Source organism: Streptomyces sp. GQFP, assembly GCF_021545335.1.
Taxonomy (GTDB): domain Bacteria; phylum Actinomycetota; class Actinomycetes; order Streptomycetales; family Streptomycetaceae; genus Streptomyces.
Window position 1 is genome coordinate 236,081 of record NZ_CP089312.1, and the last position, 23,696, is coordinate 259,776.

At 71.4% G+C, this 23,696-nt stretch carries 19 protein-coding genes; 12 read left to right on the top strand and 7 right to left on the bottom strand.

Going from position 1 to position 23,696, the window contains the following annotated elements; translation table 11 throughout:
* The first annotated feature begins 44 nt into the window (after positions 1–44).
* Together LUX31_RS01150 and LUX31_RS01155 are read left to right on the top strand one after the other, a co-directional pair.
* A complete protein-coding gene (locus LUX31_RS01150) occupies positions 45–938 on the top strand; it encodes a Gfo/Idh/MocA family protein (RefSeq protein WP_235472624.1) in 894 nt (297 codons plus the stop codon).
* A 375-nt stretch (positions 939–1,313) separates the two neighbouring features.
* A complete protein-coding gene (locus LUX31_RS01155; RefSeq protein WP_235472625.1) occupies positions 1,314–1,769 on the top strand; it encodes a cyclic nucleotide-binding domain-containing protein in 456 nt (151 codons plus the stop codon).
* Positions 1,770–1,787: 18 nt separating this feature from the next.
* On the opposite strand, the gene LUX31_RS01160 is transcribed toward LUX31_RS01155, so the two are convergent.
* Together LUX31_RS01160 and LUX31_RS01165 are read right to left on the bottom strand one after the other, a co-directional pair.
* Positions 1,788–3,089, bottom strand: coding sequence for an MFS transporter (locus LUX31_RS01160; RefSeq protein WP_235472626.1), 1,302 nt, complete (start codon positions 3,087–3,089; stop codon positions 1,788–1,790).
* Positions 3,090–3,122: 33 nt separating this feature from the next.
* Positions 3,123–3,863 (bottom strand): TetR/AcrR family transcriptional regulator, encoded by a 741-nt coding sequence (locus LUX31_RS01165; protein WP_235472627.1) that lies wholly within the window; start codon positions 3,861–3,863, stop codon positions 3,123–3,125.
* Between the two features lie 160 nt (positions 3,864–4,023).
* On the opposite strand from LUX31_RS01165, the gene LUX31_RS01170 reads away from it, so the two are divergent.
* Positions 4,024–5,241: a saccharopine dehydrogenase family protein gene (locus LUX31_RS01170; RefSeq protein ID WP_235472628.1), complete on the top strand. Its 1,218-nt coding sequence runs from the start codon at positions 4,024–4,026 to the stop codon at positions 5,239–5,241.
* A gap of 39 nt (positions 5,242–5,280) precedes the next feature.
* Here LUX31_RS01170 and LUX31_RS01175 read toward each other — a convergent pair whose 3' ends face one another.
* Complete coding sequence (locus tag LUX31_RS01175; protein WP_235472629.1) at positions 5,281–6,705, bottom strand: M1 family metallopeptidase; 1,425 nt, start codon at positions 6,703–6,705, stop codon at positions 5,281–5,283.
* 160 nt (positions 6,706–6,865) lie between these two features.
* Between LUX31_RS01175 and LUX31_RS01180 the strand changes: the two genes are divergently transcribed.
* Complete coding sequence (locus LUX31_RS01180) at positions 6,866–7,231, top strand: DUF488 domain-containing protein (RefSeq protein ID WP_235472630.1); 366 nt, start codon at positions 6,866–6,868, stop codon at positions 7,229–7,231.
* Here the strand turns inward: LUX31_RS01180 and LUX31_RS01185 are convergent.
* Complete coding sequence (locus tag LUX31_RS01185) at positions 7,228–8,901, bottom strand: FAD-binding dehydrogenase (protein ID WP_235472631.1); 1,674 nt, start codon at positions 8,899–8,901, stop codon at positions 7,228–7,230. The genes LUX31_RS01180 and LUX31_RS01185 overlap by 4 nt on opposite strands.
* Before the next feature lie 17 nt (positions 8,902–8,918).
* Positions 8,919–9,560 (bottom strand): TetR/AcrR family transcriptional regulator, encoded by a 642-nt coding sequence (locus LUX31_RS01190; protein ID WP_235472632.1) that lies wholly within the window; start codon positions 9,558–9,560, stop codon positions 8,919–8,921.
* A 125-nt stretch (positions 9,561–9,685) separates the two neighbouring features.
* Between LUX31_RS01190 and LUX31_RS01195 the strand changes: the two genes are divergently transcribed.
* The 3 genes from LUX31_RS01195 (at position 9,686) to LUX31_RS01205 (ending at position 12,483) form a co-directional block, all read left to right on the top strand.
* On the top strand, positions 9,686–10,315 hold the full coding sequence (locus tag LUX31_RS01195) for an alpha-ketoglutarate-dependent dioxygenase AlkB (RefSeq protein ID WP_235472633.1): 630 nt from the start codon (positions 9,686–9,688) through the stop codon (positions 10,313–10,315).
* A gap of 88 nt (positions 10,316–10,403) precedes the next feature.
* Positions 10,404–11,144: an MBL fold metallo-hydrolase gene (locus LUX31_RS01200; protein ID WP_235479756.1), complete on the top strand. Its 741-nt coding sequence runs from the start codon at positions 10,404–10,406 to the stop codon at positions 11,142–11,144.
* An 85-nt stretch (positions 11,145–11,229) separates the two neighbouring features.
* The gene (locus LUX31_RS01205) at positions 11,230–12,483 is read left to right on the top strand and encodes a DUF4032 domain-containing protein (protein WP_235472634.1); all 1,254 of its coding nucleotides are present in this window, start codon (positions 11,230–11,232) and stop codon (positions 12,481–12,483) included.
* A gap of 1 nt (position 12,484) precedes the next feature.
* On the opposite strand, the gene LUX31_RS01210 is transcribed toward LUX31_RS01205, so the two are convergent.
* On the bottom strand, positions 12,485–13,357 hold the full coding sequence (locus tag LUX31_RS01210; RefSeq protein ID WP_235472635.1) for a universal stress protein: 873 nt from the start codon (positions 13,355–13,357) through the stop codon (positions 12,485–12,487).
* Between the two features lie 223 nt (positions 13,358–13,580).
* Here LUX31_RS01210 and LUX31_RS01215 point away from each other — a divergent pair, with 223 nt between their 5' ends.
* Genes LUX31_RS01215 through LUX31_RS01230 form a run of 4 tightly spaced genes read left to right on the top strand, consistent with a single transcriptional unit; the run spans position 13,581 to position 20,131 of the window.
* Entirely contained in the window at positions 13,581–15,257 is a 1,677-nt protein-coding gene (locus tag LUX31_RS01215) for an FAD-dependent oxidoreductase (protein ID WP_235472636.1), read from the top strand.
* Positions 15,254–16,738 (top strand): ATP-binding protein, encoded by a 1,485-nt coding sequence (locus tag LUX31_RS01220; protein WP_235472637.1) that lies wholly within the window; start codon positions 15,254–15,256, stop codon positions 16,736–16,738. Before LUX31_RS01215 ends, LUX31_RS01220 begins: the two co-directional genes overlap by 4 nt.
* A complete protein-coding gene (locus tag LUX31_RS01225; protein WP_235472638.1) occupies positions 16,735–17,085 on the top strand; it encodes a UBP-type zinc finger domain-containing protein in 351 nt (116 codons plus the stop codon). The genes LUX31_RS01220 and LUX31_RS01225 overlap by 4 nt, the downstream gene beginning before the upstream one ends.
* 46 nt (positions 17,086–17,131) lie before the next feature.
* Positions 17,132–20,131, top strand: coding sequence for a helix-turn-helix transcriptional regulator (locus LUX31_RS01230; RefSeq protein ID WP_235472639.1), 3,000 nt, complete (start codon positions 17,132–17,134; stop codon positions 20,129–20,131).
* 77 nt (positions 20,132–20,208) lie between these two features.
* On the opposite strand, the gene LUX31_RS01235 is transcribed toward LUX31_RS01230, so the two are convergent.
* On the bottom strand, positions 20,209–21,390 hold the full coding sequence (locus tag LUX31_RS01235; RefSeq protein WP_235479757.1) for an ROK family transcriptional regulator: 1,182 nt from the start codon (positions 21,388–21,390) through the stop codon (positions 20,209–20,211).
* Between the two features lie 157 nt (positions 21,391–21,547).
* On the opposite strand from LUX31_RS01235, the gene LUX31_RS01240 reads away from it, so the two are divergent.
* The gene (locus LUX31_RS01240; protein ID WP_235472640.1) at positions 21,548–23,677 is read left to right on the top strand and encodes an alpha-galactosidase; all 2,130 of its coding nucleotides are present in this window, start codon (positions 21,548–21,550) and stop codon (positions 23,675–23,677) included.
* The last annotated feature ends 19 nt before the right edge of the window (positions 23,678–23,696 follow it).

Here is a 23,696-nt window from a genome sequence, read left to right on the forward strand (position 1 = left end):
AGTGATCTCCGTATCGGCCCCTCCCGTACGGATTGGACCCTGTCGTGACCAGTACCGCCGCACCGTGGTCGCATCCGCCCGTCAAGGTCGGGCTCGTCGGCGCCGGACCCTGGGCGCAGGGGGTGTACGCGCGTGTGCTGGCCGCCGGGCCCGAGACCGAGCTGGCCGGGGTCTGGGCGCGCCGCCCCGAGGCCGCCGAGGAGACGGCGGCTCCGTACGGGGCGCCGGTCGCCGCCCGGTTCGAGGAACTGCTCGGCTCCTGCGAGGCGTTGGCGTTCGCCGTGCCGCCCGCCGTACAGGCCGAGCTTGCCCTGCGCGCCGCGAAGGCGGGCAAGGCACTGCTGCTGGAGAAGCCGATCGCGGAGGACCTCGGGGCAGCCCGGCGACTGGTCGATGCGATCGACGAGGCCGGGGTCGTCTCCCAGGTCACCCTGACCAACCGCTACCACCCCGAGACCCGCCGGTTCCTGGAAGCGGCGGGCGAGGCGGACGTGTTCGGCGCGCGGGCGGCCATTCTGAACGGGGCCTTCCTGGGCGGCGCGTTCTCCACCCCCTGGCGGCTCGAACACGGCGCGCTGCTCGATCTCGGGCCGCATGCCCTCGATCTGCTCGACGCGGCCGTGGGGCGGATCGTCCGGGTGCGCGGGGCAGGGGATCCGCGCCGCTGGATCGAACTGACCTGTGAGCACGAGAACGGCGCGGTCAGCCAGGCCTCCCTGTCCGGTTCGGTGAACGTCGAACGGGGCGTCTCCCGCCTCGAACTCTTCGGTTCCGGCCCGGAGTTGGTGTTCGACAGCACCGACCTCGACCACGAGGAGAGCTGGCCGGTGCTGCGCCGCGAGTTCGCGACCGCCGTACGCACCGGAGTCTCCGGCGAGCTGGACGCCCGTCGGGGCCTGCATCTGCAGACCCTGATCGCGCAGGCGTCGGAGGGCTGAGCACCCCCGGACACCCCTGTTCATCCCCCGAAACCCGACGTGATGTGGATCACGCTCCACTTCGGGGCCGATGCGGAACAACCCGGGGAGGTCGGCCGTTCTTACCTACGTGGCTGCGGAGGGGACAGTGTCCCCGGGCCTCACCTATAGCCCATGGGGAAGATCGTTCGGCTGAAGCCCCATGGAGCCTTTCGCCGAGAGGCGACCGCCCTCCGCGTGCCACCACCTACGGCCCTGGCTGGTCTCCCCCGTCCAGCCAGGGCCTTCTCATGTCAAAAATCGGTCTTGTTCCCGTCGTCGAGGTGCCCGAGGCGTCCGCAACGGCTCAAATGGGGGTAGGGGAAGCATCCAGATCGCCGGCGAGGAGCCCTGCTCATGACCAAAGCGACAAAGCTGCTGTCCGCCCTTCCCCCGCCCCGCCGTGAGCGGCTGCTGGCGCTCGCGACCGAGGTGTCCTTTCCCGAGGACCACACGATCTTCGAGGCGGGCGGCACCGCCGACCGTTTCTGGGTCGTCCGCTCCGGCGCGGTCTCCCTGGTCCAGCAGGTGACGCCGGTGCAGCGGGTGACCGTGGCGAGCCTCGGGGCGGGCGATCTGCTCGGCTGGTCCTGGCTCTTCCCGCCCCATCAGTGGGACTTCGGTGCCGAGGCCTTCAGTCCCGTACGCGCGTACGAGTTCGACGCCGAGGCGGTGCTCAGGCTCTGCGACGAGGAACCGGCCCTCGGGCTGCAGCTGGTCCGGATCATCGCCGAGATCCTCGCCTACCGGCTGGAGCTGACCCGGGGCAAGCTGATGGACCACTACTCCCTGCACAAGCGTGCCACCGGGTAGACAGTGCCGGTCCGGTGCTCAGACGCGGTAGCGGCGCAGCGCCGGCATCGCGGCCGCCAGGGCCAGGGTGACGGCGACGACCAGGAGTCCGCCGCCGGCGACGGCCGTGCGGGTGCCCAGGGCGGATGCCGTGGTGCCGTGCAGCAGGTCGGCCAGACGGGGACCGCCCACGACGACCACCGTGAAGACACCCTGCATCCGGCCGCGCATCTCGTCGGTCGCCGCCGACAGCAGGATCGCCACCCGGAAGACGCTGGAGACCATGTCGGCGACCCCGGCGGCGACCAGGAACGCCACCGCCACCCACAGGCTGGTGCTCAGCCCGAAGCCCGTGATCGCCAGACCCCACGCGACGACCGCCCCGATCACCATCCAGCCGTGCCGCCGCGCCCGCGAGAAGGTGCCGGAGAACAGGCCGCCGACCACCGCGCCCACGGGGATCGCCGCGAACATCAGCCCGAGGGCGAGTCCCTCCCCGTAAGGGGCGTACGTCTGGGCGGCGAGCTGTGGGAACAGGGCGCGGGGCATGCCGAAGACCATGGCGACGATGTCCGCGAGGAAGGACAGCAGGAGCACCGTGTGCAGGGCGATGTAGCGGAATCCGGCCAGGACCTCCCGTGCGCCCGCCTTCCGGGAGGCCGCAGGGCCCGGCGGGAGTGCGGGGAGCCGTACGACGGACCACAGGGTGACGCAGAGGGCGAGCGCGTCGATCAGATACAGCTCGGCGAGGCCGACGACGGGTATGAGGGTGCCGGCGAGCAGCGGTCCCGCGACCAGGCCGGTCTGCATGACGGTCGTGCCGAGGGCGTTGGCGGCGGCGAGTTCCTCCTGCGGGACCAGCTGGGCGACGACGGCGCTGCGGGCCGGTGAGTTCAGGCCGAAGAATGCCTGCTGGAGGGCGAGCAGGACCATCAGGGTCGCCACCGAGTCGAGGCCGACGAGTGCCTGGATCCAGAACAGCAGCGACGTGACGGCGATGCCGGCGTTGGTGATCAGCAGGAGCTTGCGGCGGTCCATGCTGTCGGCGACCGCGCCGCCCCACAGGGCGAACACGACCAGGGGCAGGAGTCCGGCGAGGCTCGCGTAGCCGACCCAGGCGGAGGAGCCGGTGATGTCGTAGATCTGTTTGGGCACGGCGACGGCGGTGAGCTGGCTGCCGACGGCGGTGACGGCGGTCGAGGACCACAGGCGGCGGTAGGCGGGGCGGCGCAGGGGCCGGGTGTCCATGGCCCAGCGGCGTCCGGCCGGACGGGGCTCGGCCGTCGGGGTCTTCGGCTGGGAGTCCTCGTCGCTGCCGGTACTGCTCTCGCTGGGGTCCACTGATGTCCTGGTTGCTAGTTACATCCAATCGGCTCAGCTTTCAATATCACAGGTCCCGCAGGGGCTGCCGGGGTCTTCCGCGGCGAGCGTCCGGGCGGCGCTGTCCAGCAGCATGTCGAGGGCGGTCGGATAGGCGCTGGCGACCATGCGGGCGGCCAGCAGCGGGGCCGCCTCGGCGATGCGCGGGTGGGTGCTGCGGGGCAGGCGGGCGTAGGTCGAGCGCCACATGTCCTCGTCGGCGGTGAGGCTGGCGCGCGGCAGGGCCAGGGAGGCGGCGTCGAGGGCGGCGAAGGCCAGCGTCTGGTCGATGAAGGCGTGGTAGATCCGTACGGTCTCCGGCAGCGGGAAGCCGGCCGTGCGCAGGACGTCGAGGATGGCCTCGTCGGCGGCCAGTTCGTTGGCGCGGCCCGTGACCCGGCTGGCAGTCAGGACGGCGGCCTGCGGATGGCCGACGTACACGGCGTGGATGCGCAGCCCGATGGCCCGCAGGTCCGGCAGCCACTCCCCCGTGGGCTGCCAGCCGTGGAGTGCCTGGCCGATGAGGGCGTCGCCGATGGCGAGGGTCAGGTCGTCCATGCCGCGGAAGTAGCGGTAGAGGGTGCTGGGGTCGGCGTCCAGGGCGAGGCCGAGGCGGCGGGCGGTGAGGCCGGCGCTGCCGTGTTCGCGGAGCATGCGCAGGGCGGTGTCGACGATCAGCCGCTCGGACAGCACGGTGCCGCTTCTGGTGGGGCGGCGGCGCCGTCGTTTCTCCTCCGGTACCACCGGTTTCGGCATGGTCGCTCGCCTCCGTGGTTCGTTCGTGGTCCGTTCGCGGGGTCTTATGCCAACGCCATTGACCTTAGACGACGGCAGGGCGTTGGATCGGCGGACAACGGCATCGGAACCGCCGTAACCACCTGATCCTTCGAATCCTTCGTAAACAGGGAGTTTTGCCATGCGTGTGCTGCTCGTGGGCGCCGGCGGGGTGGGGACCGCGATCACCCGGATCGCCGCCCGGCGCTCCTTCTTCGACCGGATGGTCGTGGCCGACTACGACCCGGCGCGGGCCGAGGCGGCGGTCACGGCGCTCGGGGACGGGGACCGGTTCGTGGCGGAGCGGGTCGACGCGTCCGACGAGGGCGCGGTGGCGGAGCTGCTGGCCCGGCACGGGTGCGATGTGCTGCTCAACGCGACGGACCCGCGCTTCGTGATGCCGCTGTTCCGCGCGGCCCGCGCCGCCGGGGCCACCTATGTCGACATGGCGATGTCCTTGTCGCGTCCGGATGCCGAGCGGCCGTACGAGGTGTGCGGGGTGAAGCTCGGCGACGAGCAGTTCGCGGCGGCGGACGAGTGGGCGAAGGCGGGTGCGCTGGCCATCGTCGGGATGGGCGTGGAGCCGGGCATGTCCGATGTGTTCGCCCGGCACGCCGCCGACGAACTCTTCGACGAGATCGAGGAGATCGGCATCCGCGACGGAGCGAACCTCACCGTCGACGGCTACGACTTCGCGCCGTCCTTCAGCATCTGGACGACGATCGAGGAGTGCCTCAACCCGCCGGTCGTCTACGAGTCCGGCCGGGGCTGGTTCACCACGGAGCCCTTCAGCGAGCCGGAGGTGTTCGACTTCCCCGAGGGCATCGGCCCGGTGGAGTGCGTGAACGTGGAGCACGAGGAGGTGCTGCTCGTGCCGCGCTGGATCGACGCGCGCCGCGTCACCTTCAAGTACGGCCTGGGCGACGAGTTCATCCAGACCCTCAAGACACTGCACCTGCTCGGCCTGGACCGCACCGACCCCGTGACCGTCCCGAGCACCTCAGGACCGGTCGCCGTGTCGCCCCGGGACGTCGTCGCCGCGTGTCTGCCCGACCCGGCGACGCTGGGCGAGCGCATGCACGGCAAGACCTGTGCGGGGACGTGGGTCAAGGGCACGAAGGACGGGGCGCCGCGCGAGGTGTACCTGTACCACGTGGTCGACAACCAGTGGTCCATGGCGGAGTACGGCTCCCAGGCGGTGGTGTGGCAGACGGCCGTCAATCCGGTCGTCGCCCTGGAACTCGTCGCCACCGGCGCCTGGACCGGCTCGGGAGTCCTCGGCCCGGAGGCGTTCCCGGCCCGCCCCTTCCTGGACCTGCTGGAGGCGTACGGCTCGCCGTGGGGCATGCGCGAGCAGTGAGGTGCCCTCCCCGGGCCGGAACCCGGGGAGGCAGGAGCCCTAGGGAGCGGACGGCTTGCCCTTCGTGCCGATCCAGGTCTTGAACAGCGAGTCCAGGTCCTTGCCGGAGACGTGCTCGGCGAGGGCGGTGAACTGGGCGGTCGTACCGTGACCGTTGCGGTGCTGTGCGGCCCAGGTGCGCAGGATCTTGAGGAACGCCGTGTCACCGACCGCTTGGCGGAGCTTGTGCAGGGCCATGGCGCCGCGCTGGTAGACGGGACTGCCGAAGATGTTCGCGCCGCTGCCCGGGTCGGCGGGCGGGAAGGACCACAGGTCGTCGCTCGCGGCCGTGGCGTACAGGCCGTCGAAGGTCTTCTGGGCGCTCGGGCCGCCGTGCTGTTCCGCGTACAGCCACTCCGTGTAGGTCGCGAAGCCCTCGTTGAGCCAGATGTCCTTCCAGCTGGTGAGCGTGACGGAGTCGCCGAACCACTGGTGTGCGCTCTCGTGGACGAGGGTGCTCAGGTCGGGTGCCTGGTCGTACACGGGACGGGTCTGTGTCTCGAGCGCGAAGCCGACCTGTGGGGCGCGGTCGACGATGGATCCGGCGGCCTTGTACGGGTAGGGGCCGAAGAGCTTGGCCTCCCACTCCAGGACGGACGGCAGTTTCTTCAGTACGGGAGCGGCGGCAGCGGCCTCGCGGGGGTCGACGGCGTTGTAGACCTTGATGCCGCTCCGGGTGGTGTACTGCTCGACCTTGAACTTCCCGACCGTGGCCGTGGCCAGGTAGGCGGCCATCGGCTCGGACTGGCGCCAGCGGAAGGTGGTTTTGCCGCCGGCGGTCTTCTGGCCCAGGAAGACGCCGTTGGCGACCGCGGTGCGCCCCTGGGGGACGGTGATCGTGAAGTCGTACGAGGACTTGTCCTTGGGGTGGTTGTTGCCGGGGAACCAGCTCATGGAGCCCTGCGGCTCCCCCGCGACGAACACTCCGTCGTCGGTGGCGATCCAGCCGTCCTTCGAGCCGTCCGGGTCGATGACCGCCTTGGGGACACCGCTGTAGGTGACGGCGACCTGGAAGGTCTGGTTCTTGTTCAGGGCGCGGCGCGGGCTGACGATCAGTTCCTGCCCGGAGCGCCGGAATCCCGCCTTGACGCGGTCGACGGTGAGGGCGGTGACCTTCAGGCCGCTGAGGTCGAGGTTGAAGCGGGTCAGCTTCTGGGTGGCGCGGACGGTGAGCACGGCCTTGCCGTCGAGGCGGCGGCTGGTGGGGTCGTAGCGGAGGTTCAGGTCGTAGTGGCCGACGTGATAGCCGCCGTTTCCGGACAGCGGGAAGTACGGGTCCCCGACACCGGAGCTGCCGGTCGTCGCGGCTCCCGCCGGTCCGGCGGCGGCCAGCAGGGCCGCGAGGGCGACGGGCACGGTCGCGAGGACCGCGTCCCGGCGGAGGACCGCGGTGCGTGTGCCGGAGTACTTCCTGGGGGGTCTCACGCCAGCTCCTACGGTGTTGGGTCTGATCATCTTCAGGCTTTTCACCCTAGAGGCGCCACCGCACGGAATCCTCCCCCTTTTGGTCAAGTTGCGAGCCCCGGCGACCGACCGCATCATTCTTTCGGCCAGTGCACCCGTATCTCCCAGCCGGAGGCCGCTCGTGACCGTCCGTGTCCGCCGCGTCTACGACCCTCCCGAGCCGGACGACGGCGTACGCGTCCTGGTCGACCGGCTGTGGCCGCGCGGCCTGTCCAAGGACGCGGCGCAAGTCGACGAGTGGCCGAAGGCGCTCACCCCGTCGACCGAGCTGCGCCGCTGGTACCACGCCCAGGAAGCCGACGCGTACGAGGAGTTCCGGCGCCGGTACGAGGCGGAGCTGGCCGCACCTGAGGCGGCCGAGCCCCTCGACGCGCTGCGCGAACTGGCCGCCAAGGGCCCCGTGACGCTCGTGAGCGCCACCAAGTCCCTTGAGCGGAGCCATGCTTCGGTACTGGTCGAGCTGCTGACGTCCGGCGCCGAACCCTAGGCCGTCGCCCGCGCCGCCGCCCGGCCCGCAGCGCGGCCCGAGAAGAGGCAGCCGCCGAGGAAGGTGCCCTCCAGGGCGTTGTAGCCGTGTACGCCACCGCCGCCGAAGCCCGCCACCTCGCCCGCCGCGTACAGGCCCTCGACGGGTTCGCCCGTCGCGCCCAGCGCGCGTGAGTCGAGGTCCGTCTGGATGCCGCCGAGGGTCTTGCGGGTGAGGGTGTGCAGTCTGACGCCGATGAGCGGGCCGGCCTCGGGGTCGAGGATGCGGTGCGGGGTGGCGGTGCGGCCGAGCCGGTCGCCGATGTAGCGGCGGGAGTTGCGGATTCCCTGGATCTGGGCGTCCTTGCTGTACGGGTTGGCGATCTGGAGGTCGCGGGCCTCGATCTGGCGGCGCACCTGGGCCGTGTCGAGCAGCGGCTTGTCCGTCAACCCGTTCATCTTCCCGATGAGTTGGTCGAGGTTGTCGGCGACCACGAAGTCCGCGCCGTGCTTCACGAAGTCGGCCACCGGGCCGGGGGCGCCCTTACCCAGGATGCGCTCCTTGAGGAACGCCTTACGGTTCTTGGCCGTGATGTCGGGGTTCTGCTCGGAGCCCGAGAGCGCGAACTCCTTCTCGATGATCCGCTGGGTGAGGATGAACCAGGAGTGGTCGTGCTCGGCGAGATCCTCGGTGGTGCGCAGGTACTTGAGGGTGCCGAGGGTGTCGTACCCGGGCAGGCAGGGGTCCGGGAGGCGGCGGCCGAGCGCGTCGAACCACATGGAGGACGGGCCGGGCAGGATGCGGATGCCGTGTCCTGGCCAGATCGGGTTCCAGTTCTGGATGCCCTCGGTGTAGTGCCACATGCGGTCGCGGTTGACCAGCCGGACGCCGGCCTCGGCGCTGATGTCGAGCATGCGGCCGTCGACGTAGGCGGGCACACCGGTGACCATGTTGGCCGGTGCCGTGCCGAGGCGTTCGGGCCAGTACTGGCGCACGATGTCGTGGTTGGCGCCGATGCCGCCGGTGGTGACGATCACGGCCTGGGCGGTGAGTTCGAAGTCGCCGATCCGGTCGCGGTTGGACGCCACTCCGCGCGGTGAGGTGTCCTCGGCGAGGACCGTGCCGCCTACCCCGCGCACGGCGCCGTCCGTGACGACGAGTTCGTCGACCTGGTGGCGGTGGTAGAAGGTCAGGAGTCCGGCGCGGGAGGCTTGTTTGGCGCTGAGCACGAAGGGCTCGACAACACCCGTTCCGGTGCCCCAGGAGACGTGGAAACGGGGTACGGAGTTGCCGTGGCCGTGGGCGCGCAGGTCGCCGCGCTCCGCCCAGCCGACCGTCGGCAGGAACGAGATGCCGTGCCCGGCGAGCCAGGACCGCTTCTCCCCCGCCGCGAACTCGACATAGGCGCGCGCCCATTTGACCGCCCAGGAGTCCTCGTCGTCGACGCGGTCGAACTGGGCGCTGCCCTGCCAGTCGCTCCAGGCGAGGTCGAAGGAGTCCTTGATGCCGACGCGCCGCTGCTCGGGCGAGTCGACGAGGAACAACCCGCCGAAGGACCAGAAGGCCTGCCCGCCGAGGTTGGCGGCGTTCTCCTGGTCGACGAGTGCGACCCGCCGGCCCTTGCTGGTCAGCTCGTGTGCCGCGACCAGTCCGGCGAGGCCGGCTCCGACGACGATGACGTCCGCATCCATGGCGACCGTTCCCTTTCTCATTCGCCGCTGCGCGCGGCCGGGTTGTCGCTGCCGTGGGTGAGCAGTGCGGTGAGCAGCTGCCCCAGCCACACGCGCGCGTGCTCGACGTCCTTGTCGAGCAGCAGTTGGGTCGTGACCCCGTCGTACGCGGCGATCACCGCGTGGGCTGCGCCCTCGGCGTCGCCTAGTACGGCGGGCAGTTCGGTGTGTCCGGTGGCCCGGGCGAGCCGGTCCGCGATGGCTCCCCGGAGGCGCTCGCGGTGTTCCAGGAGGGTCTGGGCGACGGCTGGGGACCTGGCCGCGTGGACCAGGAAGTCGGTCTTGACCAGCAGCCAGTCCAGGTCGAGCAGCAGGACCTCGGTGACCCGGTCGACGGCGGCGGGCACGTCGAGGTCCGGGCCGTCCAGGGCGAGCGCGCCCGCGACCTGGTCGGCGATCAGACCGGCGCGCTCCCCGTAGAGGGCGAAGAACAGCTCGTCGAGGCTGTCGAAGTTCGAGTAGAAGGCGCCTCTGCTGTAGCCGGCGGCCTCGCAGACCTCCTCGATGGAGACCCGCCCGAACCCCTTCGCGGCGAACACCACGAACGCGGCCTCCAGCAGATTGGCGCGCGTGCGGACCCGGCGCCTGGTCACGCGCCCTGTCGTTCCCTCGACCGCCATCCCGGACCTCCGTTCGATACGGGAATGTATCCGATACATCCATGTATCCAAAGGGGTCGGGAAGGACGAGATCTCGCCACCCGCAAATAAGAACACATATTCGAATAGCGGAGTACGCTGACCCCATGACCGCGCACCTCCAAGGTTCCCTCTTCGACCAGACCGACGAGCTGCGGCTCGGTGCGCTGACCGGGATGCGCCGTACACCGCTCGGTCACGGCGCCTGGATCGACGAACTGCCCGGCTGGCTCGGCGGCGCCGACGCCCTGTTCGAACAGTTGGCCGCCGAGGTCCCCTGGCGGGCCGAGCGCCGCAAGATGTACGACCAGGTCGTGGACGTACCCCGGCTGCTGGCCTTCTACGGCGAGGGGGACGAACTGCCGCACCCGGTGCTGGCCCGCGCGCGGGACGCGCTCGGCGCGCACTACGCCGCCGAACTCGGGGAGCCGTTCACCACGGCCGGGCTCTGCTACTACCGCGACGGACGGGACAGCGTCGCCTGGCACGGGGACCGGTTCGGGCGTGGTGCGCGGGAGGACACCATGGTCGCGATCCTCTCCGTGGGCGCACCGCGCGACCTGCTGCTGCGGCCGATGCGCGGCGGCGGCGAGACGGTACGGCGTCCGCTGGGGCACGGTGACCTGATCGTGATGGGCGGCTCCTGCCAGCGGACCTGGGAGCACGCCGTACCCAAGAGCGCGCGGGCCACGGGTCCGCGGATCAGCGTCCAGTTCCGGCCGCACGGGGTGCAGTAGGACAACAGGGGTCCGCCCGGTGGTGATCCACTCCGGCGCCGTCTGCTTTGCTGTGCGTCATCCGGCAGCGAAGCAGAACGGGAAGATCATGCGGGCAGACGTCCAGCAAGTCGCCGATGGCATTTACCTCGTGCACGGAAGCAACACCAACTGGGTGATCCTCAGCGAGGGGGACGCCGTCACCCTGATAGACACGGGGTACCCCGGCGACCGACAGCTGGTGCTCGACTCGCTTTCCCAGGTGGGGAGTTCACCGGAGGCGGTCACGGCGATACTCGTGACGCACGCCCACAACGACCACATCGGCTCGGCCGAGTACCTGCGCTCCACGTACGGCACGCCGGTGCTCACGCACGAGGCCGAAGTGCCGCACGCGCGGCGGGACTTCCTGCACCAGGTGAGCGTCGGGGACGTGCTGAAGAACGGGTGGCGGCCCGGTGTACTGCCGTGGGCGGTGCACGCGATCCGCTCCGGCGGTACGGCGCAGGTGCCGGTCATCGAGCCGCAGCCGTTCCCGGAGGTGCTCGACCTGCCGGGCGGGCCCGTGCCCGTGCACACGCCCGGGCACACCGACGGGCACTGCGCGTTCCTTCTGCCCGACGCCGGGGTCGTGGTCTCGGGCGACGCGCTGGTCAGCGGGCACCCGACGTCCCGGCTCAAGGGCCCGCAACTGCTGCCCGACATGTTCCACCGCGAGCGCGCCCGTGCCGTGGCCTCGCTGGACTTGCTGGAGGGACTCGCGGCTGACGTCGTACTCCCCGGGCATGGTCCCGTGCACCACGGGAGCGTGCGGGAGGCCGCCGGGCAGGCGCGGGAGCGGGCCCTGTGAGACGGCACGGCAAGGCGGCAAGGTGGCGTTCTAGAGTGAGCTGACGATCACCGGCGGGACGAGAACGAACGAGAACGGTCAAGCCATGGCATTGCAGATCAGCGCCACCAACCCCGAGCACCCCGTACTGCTGCTCGAACTGCCCTGGCACCTCCCTCTGGAGGAGTGGCCCGACCGCTATCTCGTTCCGCTGCCGCGCGGTATCTCCCGGCACGTCGTGCGCTACGCACGCGCCGGCGACGAGGTGATCGCCGTCAAGGAGCTGGCGGAGCGCCCGGCCCTGCGCGAGTACGAGCTGCTGGTGGACCTGGACCGGCTCGGCATCCCGGCCGTGGACCCCCTGGCCGTGGTCACCGGGCGTACCGACGAGGACGGCGACGCCCTGGAGCCGGTGCTGATCACCCGGCACCTCGGCGGCTCGATGCCGTACCGCTCGATGTTCGAGACGACCATGCGTCCGGCCACCATGCACCGCCTCATGGACGCGCTGGCGGTCCTGCTGGTCCGCCTCCACCTCGCCGGGTTCGCCTGGGGAGACTGCTCCCTGTCGAACACCCTCTTCCGGCGCGACGCGGGCGCGTACGCCGCCTACCTGGTCGACGCCGAGACCGGCGATCTGCACCCACAGCTCAGCGACGGACAGCGCGAGTACGACCTCGACCTCGCCCGCGTCAACATCAGCGGTGAGCTGCTGGACCTGGAGGCGTCCGGGGCGCTGCACCCCTCCGTGGACCCGATCGAGTTCGGCATGGAGATCTGCGCCCGCTACCAGCGGCTGTGGCAGGAACTGACCCGTACCTCCGTCTATCCGGCGGGCAAGTACCACTACATCGAGCGCCGCATCCGGCGCCTCAACGAACTCGGCTTCGACGTGGCCGAGATGCAGATCCAGCACTCCTCGAACGGCGACACCGTGACCTTCGTACCGAAGGTCGTCGACGCGGGCCACCACCAGCGGCAACTGCTGCGGCTGACCGGGCTCGACACCGAGGAGAACCAGGCGCGGCGGCTCCTCAGCGACCTGGAGAGCTGGATGGCCACCCAGGACGACTACGAGCCGGGCGACCCCCTCGGCGCCAGCCCCGAGGTGCTCGCGCACCGCTGGGTGCGGGAGGTGTTCCGGCCGACCGTGCGCGAGGTGCCGCGCGAACTGCGCGGCAACGTGGACCCGGCCGAGATCTACCACCAGCTCCTGGAACACCGCTGGTACCTGTCCGAGCGGGCGCAGCACGACATCGGCCTGGACGAGGCGGTCAAGGACTACATCGCGAACATCCTGCCCAAGGCCCGCCAGTCGCTGCCCCTTCCGACGGACGAGGAGGCGGCGCCGCCCGACTGAGTCACTCGTGCGGGACGACGGCCACCGGGCAGTGCGCGTGGTGCAGGACACCGTGGGCGACCGAGCCGATCCGCGCGCCCACGGCCGAGCGGTGGGCGCGCCGCCCGACGACCAGCAGCTGCGCCCGCGAGGCCACCGACAGCAGCACCTCGCCCGCGCTGCCCATCTCCACGTGCTGGGTGACCGGCACGTCGGGGAAGCCTTCGATCCAGGGTTCCAGCGCGGCGGCGAGCGCGTTCTTCTCGTACGGTTCCATGCCGCCGGCCTCGTCGAGGAGCTTCAGCGAGCCCGGGCTGTACGCGAACACCGGCGGCAGGCTCCACGCCCGTACGGCACGGACGGAGGCGCCGCGAGCCGCCGCGGCCTCGAACGCGAACCGCAGGGCCGGTGCGCTCTCCTCCGGGTCGCCGTGCTGCCCCACGACGACCTCGCGCCCGCCGGCCTCGTCGGAGGCGCGGTCCTCCGCCCGTACGAGGACGACGGGCCGCGTGGACTCGGCGATCACGTGCTGCCCGACGGACCCGAGCAGGAACCCGACGACGGCCCCGTGTCCGCGGGAGCCGAGCACCAGCAGCTCGGATTCCGACGCCGCCTCGGCGAGGGTGTGCGTCGTGCTGCCCTCGATCACGTCGACGGTCACGTCCAGCTCGGGATGCCGTTCGGCGACGGTCCGCGCGGCCTCGTCCACCCCTTCCCGCACCCACGCGTCGTGGGTCTCCCGGGAGGCGGCCCCGAACGCCTGGTCCGGCACCAGCTGCCAGGCGTGCAGCACGCGCAGCGCGAGGTTCCGGCGTACGGCCTCGCGGGCCGCCCAGTCCAGTGCCGCGTGACTTTCGGGCGTTCCGTCCACCCCTGCCGTGATCGGGCGCGTCATACGGTTCCCTCCGTGTCGTGATCGGGCGTACCGGGCCCAGTCTCCCCTACCGTGTGCCCCCGACTTCGGAGTGGGAACAGGTGATCGTGGACGCGGCGGACCCGGTCGCGCCGGGGAGCCGAACCGGAGCGAAGCGGGGTCGTCGAACATACGATGGGGCGGAGGCGGCGCGCCGCACCGGTGACGCCGCCCGGTGAATCCGACCGCTCGGGGTGGGAGACGTATGGCACAGGCCGCGGACGCAGCGCGGACCGTCATTATGACCGTGGACGACGACCCCGGAGTGTCCCGGGCCGTCGCCCGTGACCTGCGGCGGCGTTACGGCGAGTCGTACCGGATCGTGCGCGCGGAGTCCGGCGAGTCCGCGCTGGACGCGCTGCGGGAGTTGAAGCTGCGCGGGGATCTGGTGGCGGTGATCCTGGCCGACTACCGGATGCCGCAGATGAACGGCATCGAGTTCCTCGAACAGGCCCTGGACGTCTATCCGGGCGCGCGGCGCGTGCTGCTGACCGCGTACGCGGACACCAACGCGGCGATCGACGCGATCAACGTCGTCGACCTCGACCACTACCTCCTCAAGCCCTGGGATCCGCCGGAGGAGAAGCTCTACCCAGTGCTCGACGATCTGCTTGAGGCGTGGCGGTGCAGTGACTTCCGGCCGGTGCCGAGCACCAAGGTGGTCGGGCATCGCTGGTCGGCGCGCTCGTCGGACGTACGGGAGTTCCTGGCCCGCAACCAGGTGCCGTACCGCTGGTACTCCACCGAGGAGCCCGAGGGGCAGCGGCTGCTGGCGGCCTGCGGTGAGGACGGGCAGCGGCTGCCGGTCGTGATCACGCCGGACGGTACGCCGCTCGTCGAGCCCGAGGTGCCGGAGCTGGCCGCGCAGGTGGGGCTGGCTACGACGCCCACGGCCGACTTCTACGACCTGGTCGTCATCGGCGGTGGGCCTGCAGGGCTTGGCGCGGCCGTGTACGGGGCCTCGGAGGGGCTGCGGACGGTGCTGGTGGAGCGGTCGGCGACCGGAGGGCAGGCCGGGCAGAGTTCGCGGATCGAGAACTACCTGGGGTTCCCGGACGGGGTGTCCGGCGCCCAGCTCACCGACCGGGCGCGGCGGCAGGCCACGAAGTTCGGCGCCGAGATCCTCTCCGCGCGGGAGGTGACCGGACTCGAGGTCAGCGGTGCGGCACGGCTCGTGCGGTTCGCGGACGGGTCGGCGATCGCCGCGCACAGCGTGATCCTCGCGACCGGGGTGTCGTACCGGCAGCTGGAGGCGCCTGGGGCCACCGATCTGTCGGGCTGCGGGGTGTTCTACGGGTCGGCGCTGACCGAGGCCGCCGCCTGCCAGGGCCATGACGTGTACATCGTCGGCGGCGCCAACTCGGCCGGACAGGCGGCGATGTACCTGTCCAGGGGCGCCAAGTCGGTCACGCTGCTGGTGCGCGGGGCGGACCTCACCGCATCGATGTCGCACTACCTGATCCAGCAGATCGCCGAGGCGCCGAACATCTCGGTGCGGGCCGCCACGGTCGTCGAGGCCGCGCACGGCGGCGACCACCTGGAGCAGCTGACGTTGCGCGACACGGCGAGCGGACAGACCGAACTGGTCGACGCTCAGTGGCTGTTCGTGTTCATCGGCGCGGCCCCGCTGACCGACTGGCTGGACGGCACGGTGCTGCGCGACGAGCGCGGCTTCATCCGGGCCGGGCCCGACCTGACCGCCGACGGGCGGCCCCCGGCGGACTGGGAGCTGGACCGGCCGCCGTACCACCTGGAGACCAACATCCCCGGGGTGTTCGTCGCGGGGGACGCCCGCGCGGAGTCCGCAAAGCGGGTCGCGTCCGCCGTCGGAGAGGGAGCCATGGCCGTGATGCTCGTACACCGGTATCTGGAGCAGTCGTGAGCGGCCGGCTGATGCCGTGCAGCCCGGCGGAGATCGGCGCGCTGTTCCTGTTCGAGAAGCTCACCGCCGAGCAGCTCGGCAGGCTGTGCGGCGAGGGGCGGGTCGAACTGTTCGACCCCGGGCCGGTGTTCGCCGAGGGCGACCCGGCCACCTGCTTCTACGTGATGATCGAGGGCACGGTCGTGATGTCGCGCCGGGTGGGCGGCGACGACGTCGAGGTGAGCCGTACGTCCCAGACCGGGGTGTACGCGGGGGCCGTGCAGGCGTATCTCGGGGACCGGAAGCCACAGGTGTACCGGAACTCGCTGCGGGTCCAGGAACCGACCCGGTTCTTCGTGCTGCCCGCCGACTCGTTCGCGGACATCATGCACGAGTGGTTCCCGATGGCGGTCCATCTCCTGGAGGGGCTGTTCCTCGGTTCGCAGACCACTCAGCGGGCCATCGGGCAGCGTGAACGGCTGCTGGCGCTGGGCTCGTTGTCCGCCGGCCTGACGCATGAACTCAACAACCCGGCCGCGGCGGCCGTACGGGCCACCTCGTCGCTGCGGGACCGGGTCGCGCACATGCGGCACAAGCTCGGGATCATCGCCTCGGGCCCCTACCAGGGTGACTCCCTGAAGAGCCTGGTCGCCATCCAGGAGCGGACGGCCGAGCGGGTCGCCAAGGCGCAGCCACTGAGCCCGCTCGAAGCGTCCGACCGGGAGGACGAACTCGCCGACTGGCTCGACGACCACGGTGTCCAGGGCGGCTGGCAGATCGCGCCGACCTTCGTGCAGGGCGGCCTCGACGTCGACTGGCTGGAGCAGGTCGCGGCGGCCGTGGACGAGGAGATGCTCCCGAACGCCATCGGGTGGCTCAACTACACGGTCGAGACCGAGCTGTTGATGACGGAGATCGAGGACTCCACCACCCGTATCTCGCACCTCGTCGACGCCGCCAAGCAGTACTCGCAGCTCGACCGCGCCCCCTACCAGGTGGCCGACGTGCACGAACTCCTCGACAGCACCCTGCTGATGCTGTCCGGCAAGATCGGCGCACAGGTCAAGGTCGTGAAGGAGTACGACCGTTCGGTGCCGCGGATTCCGGCCTACCCCGCCGAGCTGAACCAGGTGTGGACCAACCTCATCGACAACGCGGTCTGCGCGATCAAGGGCGAGGGCGGCGGGGAAGGGACGTTGACCGTACGCACGGCGCTGGTGCACGACCGGCTGCTGGTGGAGTTCCGCGACACGGGTCCGGGGGTGCCGGCGGAGATCCGCGGCCGGATCTTCGACCCGTTCTTCACCACCAAACCGGTGGGCGAGGGCACGGGGCTGGGGCTCGACATCTCCTGGCGGATCGTCGTCAACAAGCACCACGGCGACCTGAAGGTCGAGTCCGTCCCCGGCGACACGCGCTTCCAGGTGCTGCTGCCTCTGACAGCCGTCGACCCCGATACCGACACAGCCGGGGACTCCGCCCCGGCCGAGGAGCCGTCATGACCAAGGACACCGGAATCGACCCCAGCGTCCCGCCCAGCGGTGCCGGATGCGTCGAGTGCGACGCCGTCGGCGGCTGGTGGTTCCATCTGCGGCGCTGCGCCCAGTGCGGTCACATCGGCTGCTGCGACGACTCCCCGGCCAAGCACGCCACCGGCCACTTCCGGGAGACCGGCCATCCGGTGATCGCCAGTTACGAGCCGGGCGAAAACTGGTTCTGGAACTTCGAGACGAGCGAACTGTCCGGATCCGGCCCGGCCCTGGCTCCCCCGGCCAGCCACCCGGCCGACCAGCCTGCTCCGGGGCCGGCGGGGCGGGTACCGGCGAACTGGGCGGAGACCTTGCGCTGAGCCTTGGTGGGCCTGGGTTGTCAGTGGTGTCTGTCAGGATTCGTTCGTGTCTCAAAACCTCTTCAACACCCCTCTCATCGGCCGGGACGACGAGCTGAGCCGTCTCGCCGGTGTGCTGGACCGTGCCCGCGTCCGTGAGGCTCGTGCCGTGCTCATCGCCGGAGACGCCGGGGTCGGCAAGACTCGGGTGCTCGCGGAGGTTGCCGGGCAGGCCTCGGAGCGGGGGATGACCGTACTCACGGGGCACTGTGTCGATCTCGGTGACGTCGGTCTGCCCTACCTGCCGTTCACCGAGGTTCTCGGGGTGCTGGCCGCCGACGAGCGGTTCGCGGGGGCGCTTGCCGCGCATCCCGTGGTCGGACGGCTGCTCGGGAGCGGGGCCGAGGAGGGGGTGCGGGACGCCGGTGGGCGGCTGCGGCTGTTCGAGGGCATGGCGGGGCTGCTGGCCGATGTCACCGAGGTCGCTCCGCTGCTGCTCGTCCTGGAGGACCTGCACTGGGCCGACCAGTCGTCCCGGGATCTGCTGCGGTTCCTGCTCAGCCGGGGCGTGCTCCAGGGGCCCACGAGCGGCGCGCCGGGCCATCGGCTCGCGGTGTTCGCGTCGTACCGCGCGGACGATCTCCATCGCCGGCATCCGCTGCGCCCGCTCCTCGCGGAACTGGTGCGGCTGCCCGCCGTGGAGCGGCTGGAGCTGCGGCCGATGGGCGACGCCGAGGTGGCCCGGCTGGTGCGTGCCCTGGGCGAGGGGCCGCTGCCCGACACGACCGTGCGGCGGATCGTCGAGCGTGCCGAGGGCAACGCCTTCTACGCGGAGGAGCTGCTCGCGGCCACCGACGCGGAGTCGGGGGGCGTACCCAGCGGGCTCGCCGACGTTCTTCTCATCCGCTTCGAGCAGCTGTCCGACACCGCCCAGCAGGTGCTGCGGACGGCCGCCGTCGCCGGGCGGCGGGTCGAGCACGATCTGCTGAGCGACGCCGTCCAACTGCCGGAGGACGAGCTGGAGTCGGCGCTGCGCGAGGCGGTGGAACGGCAGCTTCTCGTCTCCGGCGAGGGCGACACGTACTCCTTCCGGCACGCGCTGGCCCGCGAGGCCGTCTACGCGGATCTGCTGCCCGGCGAGCGGTCGCGGCTGCACGGGGCGTTCGCGCGGCTGCTGTCCGGGCGGGGCCGGCCTGCCGAGAGTGCGGCGGAGCGCGCCCATCACTACCGGGAGAGCCACGACCTGGCCGAGGCGCTCACGGCATCGCTGGAGGCCGCCGAGCACGCCGACTGCGTGGGCGCGCCCGCGGAGGAGCTACGGCATCTGGAGGCCGCCCTCGACATGTGGCCGGCGGTGGAGGCAAGCGCGCGTCCCAAGGGTGAGGGCCTGGACACGGTGACGCTGATGCTGCGGGCCTCCGCCGCCGCGGCGCACGCCGGGGAGTCGCACCGCGCGGTGTCGCTCACCCGGGCCGCGCTCGCCGGGGTCGGCCAGGACACGGACACCGAACTCGCGGCCCGCGTCCGCTACACGCTCGCCGACAACCTCATGAACGTCGACCATCTGGCGGCGGCGTTCGCGTACAGCAGCGAGGCGCTGGCCATGATCCCGGCCGATCCTCCGTCGCGGACGTGGGTGTGGGCGGCGGCCACCCATGTCATGGCGGCACGCCAGATGGGCGACAACGACACCGCGCTGCGGGTGGCCCGGCAGGCCCTCTCTGTCGCCGAGGAGCTGCAGATCCTGGACGCGCAGGCCGATCTCCTGATCTCCTTGGCGGCTCTCGAAACCGGGGGCCGCCGTACGCCCCAGGGTCGCGAGCGGCTCCGCCAGGCCCGTGAACTGGCCCGGCGGGCGGGCAGTTCGCCGGTGGAGATGCGCGCGCTGTTCAGTCTCGCGATCGGCTACTACGAGTCAGGGATGCTGGACGAGTGCCTGCCGTGGCTCTCCGAGGGCCTGGACCGCGCCCGTCGCGCGGGCCTCCTCTCCTCGCCCTATCCCCGGGAGATGCGCTACCTGCAGTCCTTGGTGCTGTACACGCTGGGCCGCTGGGACGAGTGCGTCCGCGCGGCGACGGCCGACACCGAGGTGCTCCCCGCGGCCACCGGGTATGTGTCGGGGCCTTCGCTGTACGTGGCACTGGCACGCGGTGACCTGGGGGCCGTCGACCGTGCGCGGGCCCTGCTGGACGGCCCGTTCGACTGGATGGCCACGCTGGTCGCGAGCGTCGTACTCACGGACGCCGCAGCCCAGGCAGGGGCCCCGGAGGCGGCCGTGGAGCGCGTGCACAGCACGGTGAAGGCGCTCACCGACGACGCCGGGGCGCGCCCGGAGGTGGCGGTCCGGCTCGCCGCCCTCGCCCTGGCCGCCGTCGCCGACACGGCCGTACGGCTGCGCGGGTCCGGCGACAAGGCGGGGACCCTTCGCTGGACGGACACGGCGACGGAGCTGCTGGAGCTGGCCCGGTCCGAGGCCCTGAGCGGCCGGGACGGCACCCCGCAGGGCCCGGAAGGGCTGGCGTGGCTGGCCCGTGCGGAGGCGGAGTGGACCCGGGCGACGGGCGGTCCCGAGGTCGAGGCGTGGGAGCGGGCGGTCACCGCGTTCGGTTTCGGTGAGGTGTACGAACAGGCACGCTGCAGAAGGCGGTTCGCCGAGGCCCTGCTGGCGGACGGCCGCCGCGAGGAGGCTGCCGCACAGGCCCGGACGGCACGCGAGACGGCGGTACGGCTGGGCGCCGCGCCCCTGCTCCAGGAGCTGGACGTCCTGATCGGACGCAGCGGAACCACGGCCCTCTCCCCCGCCCAGGCTCTCCGCACCGCCTCGACGCCTCTCACCGCCCGCGAGCAGGAGGTCCTGCGGCTGCTCGCCCTCGGCCGCAGCAACCGTCGGATCGGCGAGGAACTGTTCATCAGCGGCAAGACGGCCAGTGTCCACGTCTCCAACATCCTGGCCAAGCTGGGCGTCGGGAGCCGGGGTGAGGCGGTGGCGGTCGCCTATCGGGAGGGGCTGATCCCGGCGGGCGGGGAGGCAGGGACCGGGGCGGGGCCGACACCGGGTTCGCGCTGACCGCGCGGTCCTGACCTGCTGCTACTGGCCTGCAACTTCTGACTTGCTGCCACTGGTTCGCTGCTGCTGACCCGTTACTACTGATCCGCCCGGATGAAGGACCGGATCGCCGTCGCCGCCGCCCCGCGCGCCCACTCCTCGAAGGGCAGCGGCCGGGTCACCAGGTCGCAGCGGGCGGCGGAGCCGAACGCCGTGGCGGTGAACGCGTCGCGGATCTGCTCGGCGAACAGGTCGTACGCGGCCAGCCCCTCGCCGGAGATGATCACCCGCTCGGGGCCGAGCAGATTGGCCACGGTGGCGATGCCCCGCCCGATCGCCTCGCCGGCCCGTGCGTACACCTCCCGTACTCCGGGGTGGCCGGCGTGGGCCATGGCGACGGCCTCGGCGCTGTCGGTGATCGACGTGCCCGTGATCTCCCGGACCCTGGCGACGATCTCCGCGTCCCCCGCGTACGCCTGCAGGCAGCCCCGCTTGCCGCAGTGGCAGACCGGGCCGGCCGAATCGATGGTGACATGCCCGATCTCGCCGGCCACCGAGTGCGCCCCCGCGACCACGCGACCGTGGACCACGAGCCCGCAGCCGATGCCCGCGCCGACGGTCACCACGGCGAAGTCGGAGAGGCCCACGCCTGCGCCGAACCACTGCTCGGCGACGGTGAGCGCACGCACGTCGTTGTCGACCGTGACCGGCAGCCCCGTGGTCACGGCGGCGAGTTCGGCGAGCGGCACGTCACGCCACTCCAGGAACGGCGAGTAGCGAACGGCCCCTTGGACGCGGTCGACCTCTCCGGCGACGGCGATGCCGCAGCCCAGCACCGGCACCCCGAAGCCGTCCGCCTCGGTGAGCAGTTCCCGTACCAGCTCGGCGACCGAGGCCAGCACCGCCTTGGGCGCACGGGCGGGCAGTGGAAGGTGCCGGGCGACGAAGATCCGGCAGCACAGGTCGGTGAGGACGCCGAAGATCTCGTCGCCGGTGATCTTGATGCCGATGAACAGCGCCCGCCCGCCGTCGACGCGGACAAGGCTCGCGGGCCGCCCCACGACAGGACGTACCTCGTCGTCCGCGTCCTCGACCAGATAGCCGGCCTCGATCAGCGGGCGGACCGCCTTCGTGACGGCGGCGGCGGACAGCCCCGCGCGCCGGGCGACGTCCGCGCGTGTGAGCGGGCCGTGGGACAGGACCGTGGTGAAGATCTGCGAGGCGGCGGGCGTATGGGCCGGAAACACCTCGGCACCGAAGGTCGAGGGTGTCGAGGACATCGAGGGCATGGCCGGAACCTAGGTCGCTTATTTTCCGCTGTCAATGAAAGAAGCGAGGATGGCATGAAGTACCGCTGTGGCCGCCCCTAGACTTACGAAAGACCGAAACCAGCACCCCATTGACACATGATCGATGGTCACGCGAACGTGAGGCACCATGCCGCTGATCTCCCACGACCCGGACACCGGGGTCTGGCTGCTGACCACCCCGAGCACGTCGTACGCGCTGCGGATCGACGAGACCGGCGCGCCCTGTCATCTCGCGTGGGGACCGCGGCTGACCCTGTCGGAGGCGGGCGCGCTCATCGTTCCGGCGGTCGAGACGGCGAGCAGCTTCGAGGGGCGGCCTCCGGTGGGCGAGGAGCTCCCCGTCGACGGCGGCACCCGCTACGGCCCGCCCTCGCTCCAGGTCCGGTACGCGGACTCCTCCCGTGGCTTCGAGTGGGAGCCGATCGGCCACCAGATCCTCGAACCGGCGTCCGGGGCGAGCGAGTTGGTGCTGGAGTTCCGCGACCGCCGCTACCCCCTGCATGTCGCACTGCACTACGCGGTCCGCGCCGACACCGACGTCATCGAGCGCCGGACCGTGATCCGCAACGCCGGTGACGAGCACCTCGACCTGCTGCGCGCCGACTCCGCCGCCTGGACGCTGCCGCCGCTCCCCGGCTACCGGCTCAGCCATGTCACCGGCCAGTGGTCGGCCGAGAGCCAACTGCGGCGCGACGCGCTGCCGTTCGGCGAGACGGTGCTGACCAGTCGGCGCGGTATCACCAGCCATCACGCCAACCCCTGGGTGATGCTCGACTCGGGCGAGGCGAGCGAGGAGCACGGCCGGGTGTGGAGCGCGGCCCTTGCCTGGAGCGGGAGTTGGCGGATCACGGCCCAGCGGACCCCCGACGGGCTGGCCGGCTTCACCGGAGGCGTCGGCCACGAGGGGACGTCGGTACCCCTCGCGCCGGGTGAGGAGTTCGCCACGCCGGTGTTCGCCGGGCTGTGCACGGACGGCGGGTTCGGGGCGGCGAGCCGTGCCTGGCACTCGTACACGACGACCCATGTGCTGCCCCGGGCGCGGGAGTTGGCGCCGGTGCTCTACAACTCGTGGGAGGCCACCGGCTTCGACGTCGACGAGGCGAGCCAGAAGTCGCTGGCCGAGCGGGCCGCCGTACTCGGGGTGGAGCTGTATGTCGTGGACGACGGCTGGTTCGGGGCGCGGCGCAGTGACCGGGCGGGTCTTGGCGACTGGACGCCGACTCCGGAGCGGTTCCCCGAGGGGCTCGGTCCGCTGGCCGACGCCGTGCACCGGCTCGGGATGCGGTTCGGGATCTGGGTCGAGCCGGAGATGGTCAATCCGGACAGCGCGCTGTACCGCGAACACCCGGACTGGGTGCTGCACGTACCCGGGCGGGCGCGTACCGAGATGCGCAACCAGCTCGTCCTGAACTTCGCGCGGGACGACGTGGCCGAGTGGGCGTACGGCTGGCTGACCCGGCTGGTCGGGGACCACGGGGTCGACTTCCTCAAGTGGGACATGAACCGGGCGTTCGGCGAGTCGGGCTGGCCGGAGCAGCGGGACGGCAACGACCGGCTGTGGACGCGGTACGTGGCGAATCTGTACGGCGTCATCGACCGGCTGCGCGCCGATCATCCCGGGCTGCGGGTGGAGACGTGCAGTGGCGGCGGTGGCCGGATCGACCTCGGCATCCTGTCCCGTACGGATCAGGCGTGGACGTCCGACAACACGGACGCCGTGGACCGGCTGGTGATCCAGCACGGGTTCGGGCAGGTGTATCCGGCGCGTGCCATGTCGGCGTGGGTGACCGACGTGCCCAATCAGCTCACGGCGCGTTCGGTGCCGCTGCGGTTCCGTTTCCACGCGGCGATGTGCGGGCTGCTCGGCATCGGCGGTGATCTGACGCGCTGGTCCGAGGAGGAACTGGCGGAGGGCGCGGCGCTGGTGGCCGAGTACAAGAAGGTGCGGCATGTCGTGCAGCACGGGGAGCTGTACCGGCTGTCGGGGCCGCTCGGTGAGGAGCCGACGGTGGTGGAGTACGTCGGTGAGGGCGGGGCGGAGGCTCTGGTGCTGGGCTTCCGGTACGGGCCCCGGCACGGTCTGCCTCGCATTCCGGTGCGGTTGCGGGGTCTTACGCCCGGCGCCCGGTACCGGGACGCGCGCACGGGTGCAGTGCACCATGCGAACGTGCTGAGCGAGTACGGGATGCGGCTCGATCTCGCGCCCGGCGACTGGTCCAGCACCGCTGTGCATCTGGTGCGCGTCGAGGAGTCGTAGCCGCCCGCTTTCCCCGGTC

What these genes read in the sequence shown, in the direction of transcription:
- LUX31_RS01205 (WP_235472634.1), top strand. Translation starts at nt 11,230, where the DNA reads ATGGCATTGCAGATCAGCGCCACCAACCCCGAGCACCCCGTACTGCTG.
- LUX31_RS01235 (WP_235479757.1), bottom strand. Translation starts at nt 21,390, where the DNA reads ATGTCCTCGACACCCTCGACCTTCGGTGCCGAGGTGTTTCCGGCCCAT.
- LUX31_RS01210 (WP_235472635.1), bottom strand. Translation starts at nt 13,357, where the DNA reads ATGACGCGCCCGATCACGGCAGGGGTGGACGGAACGCCCGAAAGTCAC.
- LUX31_RS01215 (WP_235472636.1), top strand. Translation starts at nt 13,581, where the DNA reads ATGGCACAGGCCGCGGACGCAGCGCGGACCGTCATTATGACCGTGGAC.
- LUX31_RS01190 (WP_235472632.1), bottom strand. Translation starts at nt 9,560, where the DNA reads ATGGCGGTCGAGGGAACGACAGGGCGCGTGACCAGGCGCCGGGTCCGC.
- LUX31_RS01195 (WP_235472633.1), top strand. Translation starts at nt 9,686, where the DNA reads ATGACCGCGCACCTCCAAGGTTCCCTCTTCGACCAGACCGACGAGCTG.
- LUX31_RS01170 (WP_235472628.1), top strand. Translation starts at nt 4,024, where the DNA reads ATGCGTGTGCTGCTCGTGGGCGCCGGCGGGGTGGGGACCGCGATCACC.
- LUX31_RS01185 (WP_235472631.1), bottom strand. Translation starts at nt 8,901, where the DNA reads ATGGATGCGGACGTCATCGTCGTCGGAGCCGGCCTCGCCGGACTGGTC.
- LUX31_RS01200 (WP_235479756.1), top strand. Translation starts at nt 10,404, where the DNA reads ATGCGGGCAGACGTCCAGCAAGTCGCCGATGGCATTTACCTCGTGCAC.
- LUX31_RS01240 (WP_235472640.1), top strand. Translation starts at nt 21,548, where the DNA reads ATGCCGCTGATCTCCCACGACCCGGACACCGGGGTCTGGCTGCTGACC.
- LUX31_RS01165 (WP_235472627.1), bottom strand. Translation starts at nt 3,863, where the DNA reads ATGCCGAAACCGGTGGTACCGGAGGAGAAACGACGGCGCCGCCGCCCC.
- LUX31_RS01225 (WP_235472638.1), top strand. Translation starts at nt 16,735, where the DNA reads ATGACCAAGGACACCGGAATCGACCCCAGCGTCCCGCCCAGCGGTGCC.
- LUX31_RS01155 (WP_235472625.1), top strand. Translation starts at nt 1,314, where the DNA reads ATGACCAAAGCGACAAAGCTGCTGTCCGCCCTTCCCCCGCCCCGCCGT.